Below are 10,101 nucleotides of genomic sequence, written 5' to 3'. Positions count from 1 at the left end.
GCTAAACACCCCTGGCACCAAAGTAATCCCAAGATCTGCCGCCGTAATTAGCAATTCAGCAGATGCAACGGGTGCCATTGCATAGCTAATACCAATTTTAGAAATCAAAGGAAGCTGTTCTTGATTGCTTATGCCTGCAGCACCAAATCGCACATGCGGCCATTGTTTCTGAAGATCTAAAAGCAATTCAGCCCACCAGGGAGCTGAATTCCAAGACAATTCCACGTGTATGAAGCCAGCTTCTGCAACTGCCGCCACCTGTATCTGAGCTTGTTTGCTGCTATTTGGGCGTAAAACAGCCAGCAATGGGCTATTACTTAGAGATGCCTTAAGAGCAGCTGGATCAGCTTTAAACGTAGTTTGCAACCTCAACATCACGGAGCAGTAATAGTTCTTGTAGCTGTTCTGCATCAACGGTTTCTTGTTCAACCAAGAGATCAGCTAATTCATCAAGAACAGCACGATTTGCAACAAGAACACCGGTGGCACGCTTGTAGGCAACCGCAACTAAATCTGAAACTTCAGCATCAATTGTGGCGGCAGTGTCTTCTGAGAAATCTCTTTCCGCACCGATATCACGGCCAAGGAACATTCCACCTTGGGATCTACCAAGTGCGATCGGGCCAAGCTTATCGCTCATGCCAAAACGGGTAACCATTTGGCGTGCAACCCGGGCAACTTGCTGAAGATCATTGGAAGCTCCAGTTGTAACTTCATCTTCCCCATAAACAATTTCTTCTGCAACACGGCCGCCTAGGGCAACAGCCATTTGATTTTGCAAATAGGAACGTGAATAAAGCCCCGATTCCATCCTTTCTTCACTGGGGGTAAAGAAAGTGAGGCCGCCTGCATTACCACGGGGAATAATGCTGATTTTTTGAACTGAATCATAATCAGGCATCAGCGCTCCAACTAGAGCGTGGCCTGCCTCGTGATAAGCAACAAGGCGTTTGCGCCTTTCGCTCATAACACGATCTTTCTTTTCAGGGCCTGCCATTACCCGTTCGATTGCATCATTTACCTCATCCATTGATATTTCACTTAATTGACGGCGAGCTGCCATGATTGCAGCCTCATTTAATAGATTTGCTAGATCGGCACCAGTAAATCCAGGGGTGCGGCGGGCCACCCGGTCAAGGTCTACATCTTTGCTAAGGGTTTTACCTCTTGCATGAACTCCGAGGATTTGAAGCCGGCCGCTGTAATCAGGCCTATCAACAACTACCTGGCGATCAAAACGGCCTGGACGCATTAAGGCTGAATCCAATACATCAGGGCGGTTTGTTGCAGCAACAATGATGATGCCTGTATTACCTTCAAAACCATCCATCTCTGTAAGTAGCTGGTTAAGAGTTTGCTCACGTTCATCGTTGCCGCCACCGAGGCCTGCACCCCGCTGCCTACCAACAGCATCAATCTCATCAATAAAAACTATGCATGGGGCATTCTTTTTAGCTTGCTCAAAAAGATCTCTTACTCTGCTGGCACCAACACCAACAAACATTTCAACAAATTCAGAACCTGAAATTGAAAAGAAAGGTACGCCAGCTTCGCCTGCAACAGCCTTAGCAAGCAAGGTTTTACCTGTACCTGGAGGGCCAACTAATAAAACACCTTTTGGAATCTTTGCACCAACTGCTGTGAAACGGTCTGGATTTTTAAGAAAATCAACCACCTCTGTTAGCTCAAGTTTTGCGCCTTCGATACCAGCAACATCATTAAAAGTAACTTGAGTTTGAGGTTCCATTTGTACCCTCGCTTTACTTTTACCAAAACTCATCGCTTGATTACCGCCGCCGCCACCTTGGGCGCGACGTAAAAGAAAGAACAATCCACCAAGCAGCAATATTGGGAAGATCAAGCTGCTGGCAGCCTGCTGCCAGGCCGGAGTTTGGCGAGTGGGTTGAACAGCAATATCAACTTTGTTATCTGTGAGAATTTTGAGCAGATCTTTATCTGGTGCGAGGTTCACCTCAGCCCGGCGGCCATCGCTTTCCACCACAAGGGCGGTGCCGCGATCAGGGGAGATCAACACTCTAGAAATCTGATTTGCCTGTACTGCTTCGATGAAATCGCTATATCGCAGGCTCCTTGGAGCGTTAGCAGGGGCGGGTCTGCCGCCCATAAAAGCGGTGCCCAGGGCGATCAAAACAACTACGAGTAATACGTATAAACCTGCATTACGCCAACCTTTCTTACCTGCCACTTAGCCAACCTCATTAATGAAGGAATGTTAACCGATCCTGAGTTTCAGGGAGTGCGGAGCACTTCAACCACGCTGCGGAAGGCAAACCACTCGGGTATTTCCTCACCGCTACGCAACATCTGGCGGAATTGGGTGCCGCTTAGTTTTTGAACATGTAAACCGCGGGCCTCGGCATGCTCAGCGGTTACATAACCCTCCTCCTGGGTGTAAACAAGATTCAAGGAAGGCACTGTTTCCATTGCCAGTTCCGGTGCACAGGCCGTAGCAAAATCCTGCGCTTCGTATGGGGTATAAAAATCTTCACCGCTAATAGACGACTTACAGCCGGCCATATCGCGGCCGATGATGAAATGGGTGCAACCGTAATTGCGGCGAATAATCATGTGCTGCAATGCTTCCCGCGGGCCGGCCATATGCATTGCGTATGGGAGGTAAGCCCAACGGATGCGGGGGTTATCAACTTCAGCTGCGAGCTTTTCATAGGTTTGGAACCGCACAGTGCCGGGGATGTCGTCTTCCTGGGTGGGTCCGCAGGTGGGATGCACAAGCACCACTGCAGCAGCGCTCACATTGCTGGCATGAAGCGCCCTGGTAAATAATTCGTAGTGAGCGCGATGAATGGGATTACGGCACTGAAAAGCCACTACGTCTTCGCCTGAAGGCAAAGATTGCCGCACCTGGGCAGGGGTTTTGCAGGGGAATACCCGCTTGGGCAACTCAAGGCCTTGGAGTGATCCGCCTAAGTAGCGATGTTTGCGTTCCATCGCGATCATTCGCACCGCTGGATGTTCCAGGGAGGTGGTGCCGTAGCAACCTTTTGCCTCGATTGTTTTATCGGGTAGCCATTGATCTTGAACGGTTAAAACCGCAAGATTTTGCCCCTTATAGGTGAGTAAAACCCGATCACCAAGCTGCAAATCATCCCGGCTGGTATCAAAAACAAGCGGCAAACCAAATAGATAGCCGGAACTGGTGCGATGAGTTGCCACCACGGAGTTGTAATTCTCCTGATGCATAAAGCCCCGTTCTGGAGAAAAACCCCCCACCACAAGAAGCTCTACATCACAGGCATTGCGATCGGAGCATTCAATGCTTGTGGTTACAGAAGCCAGCAGCTGAGCTTGCTGCTCGGCGGGAACCATCAGGTCCACCAAGCTGCCCCCGTAAGGAGCGATCACAGAGTTCAAGCTTTCTCAAGGCGGCCATAAAGCTCACCGCTCACTTTTACATCAACCACTTTCTTTGTGCCCATGTCTGTATCAGAGGGTTGAATCGCTGTAAATACGCCAGCAAATTCACCGGTTTGGGCATCAAGGCGAGTGATCGAGAAATTCATCGTGCCGGAGCCATCCACATAGCGCTTCACATTTTCTTTGCGCAGCTCTACGTCGTCGCCAGCGGGCACTAAGCCCATGGCGCTGCTGTAGCCGGTGGTGAGACCACGACCTTTGGGATCAAGGAAATTACTGGTGCGGTAGCTAGGGGTGCGATATGGACCTTCAAAATCGGTGCTCGTGGAAAGGTTTGTGCCCTCAGCTGTGGCATCGAGCAACTTGCTGGAGAAAGTGAACGGCACCTCTTCGCCGCCGGGCAGCAAAACAGTGATTGGCTGGAAATCAATGCCGCCTAACTCCTTAAAACGTAAGCCTGTTTCTTCAACGGTGAGATCGCCAAAAACGGAATCAAGGCTGGAGGTGTAACGGGTGAGGATGCGCCCGTCTACAAATTGAGCTTCCTGACGTTTGTTCGCCGGCTCTCCCTTCACTGCCACCGTGCTGGGGTGGAAGCACATTTCTTTGAGCTGATAGCGGCTGCCTGCTTCGAGGCTGATAGTGCCACGGGCGGATTCCGGCAAGGTGGCGCAATCATTTGCCAACCCTGTGTTGTGAATGTCTTCGTAGGTGAGATCAGCTCGATCTATAGCTTTAGCGCCTCCACTGCAGGCGGTTAAAAGGGTCAAACAAGCCGCCAGACAAAGGGCGATGGCTGCTTGAAACAATTTCCGCAGGCTGCGCATGGGATGCAAAGAAGGCATATGACTGATCGTACAACCGAAAACCACATGTGCCGGATAGGATGCCACGCCTTCATACATTTAGATGGCCACAGCCGAACCCGACTGGAGCCAGCGCTTCTCAAAATGGAGCAAAGAGGCGGAAGCCCTTGCAAGCGAGGCTGAGGGCAACCCAATTGCCCTGCTGGCGGTATTAAGAGAGCTGGAGAAGCTGCACCGCAGCCTCCAAGACGGGCCATTGCGCAACAGCCTGCCTGCTGATCGGCGCCGTTTATTTGCCTTATTGCAATCGATCGAGCAAAGCGGTGGCTGGCCGTATATCCCAAGGCTTCAGATCCAAACCTTCCTCGAAATGCTTAATCCTCGAGATCAGAGCGAGGCCTAATGCCAGCCTTATTGCCAGCACTTATGCCAATTATCGAGTAATTGATGGGCAAGGGCCAATTTGCTGCAGGGGCCTAGCTGCTGGGGTTCCCCGCCCTGTTGCAACAACCAGCCTTGATTGTTGATCGCTCCAAATCCAGCCCCATCTAGATCAATGGGATTTGCAAAGAGCAGATCGCAGCCTTTCTTCTGCAATTTTTGCTTTGCAATTGTTAAACCATTGCCGCTATGGGCGCAAAAGCCCATCAACACTTGCCCCCGTGGGCGATTTGCAACCATTTCTTGCAACAAATCGGGCACCAGCTCCCAGGTATCGGGCTGTAGCAATTGATGTTGCAATTCAGCCTTACTAAGTTTTTCGCCATTGGTTTTACGTAGGCGTTGATCTGCCACCGCAGCAGCCATCACCACCCCATCGGCCCAGGATTGATGCTGGCTGAGTGAAAGCTGAAGTTGGGCTGCATTGATGAAAGGGAAACATTGCAAACCTTCCAACAGAGCAGGCTCCAGCTCTAAGGGGCCGTGCAGCAGTTTCACCTCAGCGCCGCGCCATTGGGCCGCAAGGGCAAGCATTACTCCCATCCTGCCGGTGGATGGATTCGAAAGATAACGGGCCGGATCAAGCTCTTCACGGCTGGGGCCGGCAGTAATTAAGAGGCGCAAGCCTTTGAGATCTTGCGTGGCGCCACGAATTGCAAGGGATTCAGCCGCCAGCAGCAGCTGGGCCGGCTCCCGCATACGACCAGCGCCTCGGCGATCACAAGCCAACAAACCATCGCCAGCTGGGGGCAGAGCCAATGTTTGGGGCTCATCTCGCAGCACTTGCCAATTGCGTTGAACTGCCGCGGCTTGCCACATGCTGGTGTTCATGGCAGCCGCTAGTAAGCGGGGTGCTTCAGCAGCCAGGAATATGGAAGCCACGAGGTTGTCTGCAAGGCCATGGGCCAAGCGGGCCATGCTGCTGGCGCTGAGGGGTACTAGTAATAAAAGTTCCGCCCATTCAGCTAATTCAATGTGCAGCGGCCTGGGCTGGCTTGCTAACCACTGATCGGCCTCAAGGTGGCAGTGATGCCGGGAAAGACTCGCCAAGGCTGCGGGGCTAACCAATTGGGCGGCGCTGGGGGTGAGTACGCAGCGCACTAAAGCGCCACGTTGCACAAGGGCGCTAACAAGTTGGGGCACCTTCACCGCTGCGATGCTGCCGCTAACGGCTAACAAGATTCGTTTGTTAGCCAGGGGATCAGCCGCAGCAGCCAGCATTGCTATTCCTCGTCGAACGGTTCCTGATCCACAAGATGCACGTAAGGGCGCGCCAAATCTGGGCGATGTATCGCCAGAGCTCGCATCAGATGCCAATCGGAGAGGCTATCGAAAGGATTGGGGTAGTCGTCTGCGTCTAGTCGTTTAGCTAGAGCCGCCACTGAATCCTCAGTGTGGGCAGCCAACGTAGTTTCAGAAATTGCGACGGGTTCAGACATGGGTGGTAATTTCAAATCAATCCCTTGGGGAGTTAGCTCAGCTGGTAGAGCGCTGCGATCGCACCGCAGAGGTCAGGGGTTCGAATCCCCTATTCTCCACTTTTTATAGTATTAATTCAACCGCTAATGGCATTGAGGTGAGTTTTGGCCTTTCTGCCGAGTTTAATAACTAAATGGCTGGCAACTTTAATTGCGGTAACACCGTTATTGGAAACCGAACGGGAAATAATTATCCTTGCGCCGCTTCCGCCAATAAGTAGAGAAAGCGGCTTAGTTATCTACACGCAGCGGCAAAACAAAGCCGATGGGCAGAATTGGTTTGTGCCATACGAATTGAACTGCCGCGATGGGAAGGTAAGGCGATTGGGGCAACCGATGCCTGGTTTATTTTCTGGCCCGATAGAGGCGCCGCAAGGGGAAGCGGGTGATTGGTTTAACGCAATGCCTTTTACCCTTGCAAAGACTCTGCTGGAGCGGGTTTGCCGCAAAAGCGGCTGAGGTTATCGCGGCGGCGGCCCCGCAATGGGGTACAAAGGGTCATTAATCAACAAACCTCAACGCATGTCGCAGTCAAAGCGCGAGCAGGTGGTGAGCCACCTTCGTTACATCCGCCAGGAACTGCGTGAAATGCACCAGGGGGTTATGGATGATGGCCTATTGCCAGAAGCTGGAGAGGTGCGGGGAGTAATGGCCCAGATGGAGGCGCTACTGGAACTCCTCGAAGGCAAAACAAGCCGCAAACCAAAAGAGGTTGATTCATAAATTTATTTATTAAATCCACCAGATGTAGCGTGAGTAACTGCTTAACCCTCACATTTGGTGTATAAATAAATTGGCGAAGCAACTGGCCAGGTGATGGGGATCACTAGCTTGCTTCGTCTGTTATTTGATTTTAGGAAACAGTGCAAAACACTCGTTTACATATTTTTGGTGGGAAAGCGCTGCTACAGCTTGAAAGCTGGACTCAAAACCCCTGGAGAAGAGCATCGTTACTAGCAATTATTTTTTTTGGTGGTTTCAGCATCGGAGCAAGTGTGGGCGCTCTTGCCGGTGCAATGAGTTTTTTAGACCCCCTTGCTGCCCTTTTATTTGTAGTGCTTGCTGAACTAGCGATTCGTGCGCGTAAACCGTTACTGCGTAAAGGTGGCGATAAATTACTGCTTGGATTAATGGATATGGCCCGGATGGGGCTGGTTTACGGGCTGCTGTTAGAAGGATTTAAAGCCAGCGTGTGAGCACTAAACCGGCATTTAACAAAACAAAGGCATACCTTTTAGATAGATCCTCTCTACTGCGCTAATGACTTCCACTAAAGAGCGATTTTTCCTTGAACTTGAGCCGCCAACGGAAGAACTACGCGATAAGCCCCATGTGGTGATCGTGGGGGGGGGCTTTGCTGGCGTAAAGGCTTGCAAAGCCTTTAAAGGGGCAGATGTGCGCGTAACCCTGATTGATAAACGCAATTTTAATCTGTTTCAACCTTTGCTTTATCAAGTGGCCACCGGGCTGGTGGGCGCAAGCGACGTGGCAACCCCTTTGCGCTTACTGGTGGGAGCCCAACGCAATGTGCAGGTGTTATTGGGAGAGGTGAGCGATATCCAAGCCGATGCAAAGGAAATTATTTTTAATGGCAAATCCTTCAGCTACGACTATCTGATCCTGGCGGCGGGATCGGGCAGCACCTATTTCGGCCATGAGGATTGGCGCAACATCGCGCCACCGATGAAGATCCTTGAGCACGCAGCAGAAATACGGCGGCGCCTGCTGATGGCCCTTGAGCAAGCAGAACAAACAACAAATCCAAAAGAAAGAGAATTTCTACAAACCGTTGTGATCGTTGGCGGAGGCCCTGCAGGTTGCGAGTTGGCAGGTGCTGTATCTGAGCTAATGCGTAATGCGATGGCGAAAGATTTCAAACAGATTGATATCAGCCGCACCCGCATCGTGCTGGTGGATCCAGGCGATCGGGTATTGCGGGCAATGGATCCATTGCTTTCGGAAGCAGCTGGCAAGCATTTGAAAGCGGTGGGTGTGGAATTTTTATTCCAAGGCCGGGTGCAATCGATCGTGCCTGGGGAAGTGCTGGTGGGCACTCCCAATGGTGATGTGCGGATCAAGGCTGCAAACGTTTTTTGGACCGCTGGAGTGAGGGCATCCCACTTGGGTAAAACCCTCGCAGCTTCCACCGGTTGTGAGGTGGATCGGGGCGGCAGGGTGGTGGTGAATGCTGATTTTTCAATCCCAAGCCATCCCGAAATACGAGTGGTGGGTGATCTATGCAGCTACAGCCACACAAACGACGGCAAACCATTACCCGGCATGGCGGGGCCAGCAACGCAAATGGGTGGCTGGGTAGCAAAAGATATCCAAGCGAAATTACAAAATCGCGTAATGAAACCCTTCTCCTTTTTTGATTTCGGCACCATGGCGGTGCTGGGTCGCGTAAGCGCTGTTGCTGATTTGCGCGGTTTAAAACTGGTGGGCAGCCCTGGCTGGGGCCTATGGGCCGCTGCTCACTTGGCATTTATGCCAGATGATGAAAATCGCGTATCGCTACTTGTTAAGTGGCTATGGGCTGTTGTTACCCAACAACGGGGTGATCTTTTAATTACTGGTATGCCAAGCCAACACGTGGGCCTTGAAGGGAGTGGCTCGCCATTTCCAATGGGTATTGCAGGGGAAACATCAATATCTGATATGGATGTAACAATGAAAAACGCAATAGATAATTTCCGCGGCAATAACGCTTAAAGATCAACGCTTAAAGATCATGGCTAGCAGCCATTAAATAAAGCAGGGCCATCCGCACGGGAATACCATTGCGCACCTGTTCATCAATTAAACTGATATTTATATCTTCTACTAATTCACCACTTAATTCCACCCCACGATTTACTGGCCCAGGGTGCAGCAATGGCACTTTTTTACCGCAAACTTCTAAACGTTTATGGGTAATACCAAAACTGCGGTGATATGCATCAAGGCTTGTGATTTGATTTTCGCGCATACGTTCCTTTTGTAAACGCAATGCCATCACGGCATCAGCCCCCTCTAGAGCTTTATCGAGATTGCGTTCAATCTGCACAGCACCACGAATTGCCACTGGGTCGTGGGTTATACCGGAGGGGGGGGCTGCAACAAATTCGCTAAATGCATCTGGTAACAACGTGGCGGGGGCGCACAACACCACATCAGCACCACAAGCGGTTAGCGCCCAAAGATTGGAACGGGCAACACGGGAATGGAGCACATCTCCAACGATCACGATGCGCTTTCCTTGTAATGCTGCAGGGGTTGGGGCTTCCGGCGCGAAATAACGGGCAAGGCTAAATAGATCAAGCAATGCCTGGCTTGGGTGACTATGTAAACCATCGCCGCCATTAAGCACTGCCACCTTTTCACCGGCTTGATCTAGGTCGCGCGCAAGGGCAGCTGGCACACCGGCGCAGCTGTGGCGTACCACCAACACATCAGACCCCATCGCTACATAGGTGCGGGCGGTATCAAGCAAACTTTCGCCTTTGCTTAAGGCACTTGTGGCAGGAGCAAAACTTTGAACATCAGCCGAAAGGCGACGCGCTGCCAGTTCAAAACTGCTGCGGGTGCGGGTGCTGGGTTCAAAAAATAATGTTGTTACTAAACGACCCTGCAAGGCGGGTAGGCGCCTGGGGCCAGCCATCGGCAAGGAACGAAAGCGTTGGGCCAGGCTTAACACTGTGGCGTAGTTATCAAGCGAAAAAACCGCTAGATCCAACACATGGCGATGGTTCCAGCTACTCAAAACCACCTATTGCAAACAAAACCAAGTTAAGGGGGCAAACGCAAATGGCCAGGGGGTGCTGGTTACTACTGGCGGAATTACTGGCTGCCATGCCGGATGTTGGGGTGGACGCCTATTTTCAGCGCTAGGACGATGAGAAGTCTTTTGACAAGAACATTTCAAAATAGCGTTTGTGTCATGGTGCCCCTCCCTGCGGGCAGCAAAACATTGCTTTCATAGCTCCTATTTCATCTACGAA

At 51.4% G+C, this 10,101-nt stretch carries 11 protein-coding genes, 1 tRNA gene and 1 pseudogene; 6 read left to right on the top strand and 7 right to left on the bottom strand.

What is annotated here, in order from left to right; all coding sequences use genetic code 11:
* From KB557_RS06335 to psbO, 4 genes and pseudogenes are all read right to left on the bottom strand, one after another.
* Positions 1–375 (bottom strand): annotated as a pseudogene (locus tag KB557_RS06335) (hypothetical protein); the annotation flags it as partial.
* Positions 350–2,206: an ATP-dependent zinc metalloprotease FtsH3 gene (gene ftsH3, locus KB557_RS06330; RefSeq protein WP_255132413.1), complete on the bottom strand. Its 1,857-nt coding sequence runs from the start codon at positions 2,204–2,206 to the stop codon at positions 350–352. The pseudogene KB557_RS06335 and the gene ftsH3, both read right to left, overlap by 26 nt.
* 44 nt (positions 2,207–2,250) lie before the next feature.
* Entirely contained in the window at positions 2,251–3,393 is a 1,143-nt protein-coding gene (gene sat / locus KB557_RS06325; protein ID WP_255132411.1) for a sulfate adenylyltransferase, read from the bottom strand.
* Entirely contained in the window at positions 3,390–4,223 is an 834-nt protein-coding gene (gene psbO / locus KB557_RS06320) for a photosystem II manganese-stabilizing polypeptide (RefSeq protein WP_255132409.1), read from the bottom strand. Before psbO ends, sat begins: the two co-directional genes overlap by 4 nt.
* A gap of 82 nt (positions 4,224–4,305) precedes the next feature.
* On the opposite strand from psbO, the gene KB557_RS06315 reads away from it, so the two are divergent.
* Positions 4,306–4,605 (top strand): hypothetical protein, encoded by a 300-nt coding sequence (locus KB557_RS06315; protein ID WP_255132407.1) that lies wholly within the window; start codon positions 4,306–4,308, stop codon positions 4,603–4,605.
* A gap of 8 nt (positions 4,606–4,613) precedes the next feature.
* Here KB557_RS06315 and coaBC read toward each other — a convergent pair whose 3' ends face one another.
* The gene (coaBC, locus tag KB557_RS06310; RefSeq protein ID WP_255132405.1) at positions 4,614–5,864 is read right to left on the bottom strand and encodes a bifunctional phosphopantothenoylcysteine decarboxylase/phosphopantothenate--cysteine ligase CoaBC; all 1,251 of its coding nucleotides are present in this window, start codon (positions 5,862–5,864) and stop codon (positions 4,614–4,616) included.
* A 2-nt stretch (positions 5,865–5,866) separates the two neighbouring features.
* Positions 5,867–6,082: a DUF2555 domain-containing protein gene (locus tag KB557_RS06305; protein WP_255132403.1), complete on the bottom strand. Its 216-nt coding sequence runs from the start codon at positions 6,080–6,082 to the stop codon at positions 5,867–5,869.
* A 26-nt stretch (positions 6,083–6,108) separates the two neighbouring features.
* Between KB557_RS06305 and KB557_RS06300 the strand changes: the two genes are divergently transcribed.
* The 5 genes from KB557_RS06300 (at position 6,109) to KB557_RS06280 (ending at position 8,833) form a co-directional block, all read left to right on the top strand.
* A tRNA-Ala gene (locus KB557_RS06300) sits at positions 6,109–6,181 on the top strand.
* A gap of 45 nt (positions 6,182–6,226) precedes the next feature.
* A complete protein-coding gene (locus tag KB557_RS06295) occupies positions 6,227–6,580 on the top strand; it encodes a hypothetical protein (protein ID WP_255132401.1) in 354 nt (117 codons plus the stop codon).
* Between the two features lie 63 nt (positions 6,581–6,643).
* Positions 6,644–6,844 carry a hypothetical protein gene (locus KB557_RS06290; RefSeq protein WP_255132399.1) on the top strand — a complete coding sequence of 67 codons (201 nt, stop codon included), beginning with the start codon at positions 6,644–6,646 and terminating at the stop codon, positions 6,842–6,844.
* Between the two features lie 140 nt (positions 6,845–6,984).
* Positions 6,985–7,317 (top strand): DUF565 domain-containing protein, encoded by a 333-nt coding sequence (locus KB557_RS06285; protein WP_255132397.1) that lies wholly within the window; start codon positions 6,985–6,987, stop codon positions 7,315–7,317.
* 64 nt (positions 7,318–7,381) lie between these two features.
* On the top strand, positions 7,382–8,833 hold the full coding sequence (locus tag KB557_RS06280) for an NAD(P)/FAD-dependent oxidoreductase (RefSeq protein ID WP_255132395.1): 1,452 nt from the start codon (positions 7,382–7,384) through the stop codon (positions 8,831–8,833).
* Positions 8,834–8,843: 10 nt separating this feature from the next.
* On the opposite strand, the gene KB557_RS06275 is transcribed toward KB557_RS06280, so the two are convergent.
* Positions 8,844–9,863, bottom strand: coding sequence for an aspartate carbamoyltransferase catalytic subunit (locus KB557_RS06275; protein ID WP_255132415.1), 1,020 nt, complete (start codon positions 9,861–9,863; stop codon positions 8,844–8,846).
* Positions 9,864–10,101: the final 238 nt, after the last annotated feature.

It is taken from the genome of Synechococcus sp. Cruz CV12-2-Slac-r (assembly GCF_024346075.1).
Lineage (GTDB): Bacteria > Cyanobacteriota > Cyanobacteriia > PCC-6307 > Cyanobiaceae > Synechococcus_D.
This window is presented reverse-complemented; position numbering and strand designations above follow the sequence as displayed.

Excerpts from the sequence above, each read along its gene's own strand:
- psbO (WP_255132409.1), bottom strand. The coding sequence starts at position 4,223 with ATGCGCAGCCTGCGGAAATTGTTTCAAGCAGCCATCGCCCTTTGTCTG.
- KB557_RS06315 (WP_255132407.1), top strand. The coding sequence starts at position 4,306 with ATGGCCACAGCCGAACCCGACTGGAGCCAGCGCTTCTCAAAATGGAGC.
- coaBC (WP_255132405.1), bottom strand. The coding sequence starts at position 5,864 with ATGCTGGCTGCTGCGGCTGATCCCCTGGCTAACAAACGAATCTTGTTA.
- KB557_RS06305 (WP_255132403.1), bottom strand. The coding sequence starts at position 6,082 with ATGTCTGAACCCGTCGCAATTTCTGAAACTACGTTGGCTGCCCACACT.
- KB557_RS06290 (WP_255132399.1), top strand. The coding sequence starts at position 6,644 with ATGTCGCAGTCAAAGCGCGAGCAGGTGGTGAGCCACCTTCGTTACATC.
- KB557_RS06280 (WP_255132395.1), top strand. The coding sequence starts at position 7,382 with ATGACTTCCACTAAAGAGCGATTTTTCCTTGAACTTGAGCCGCCAACG.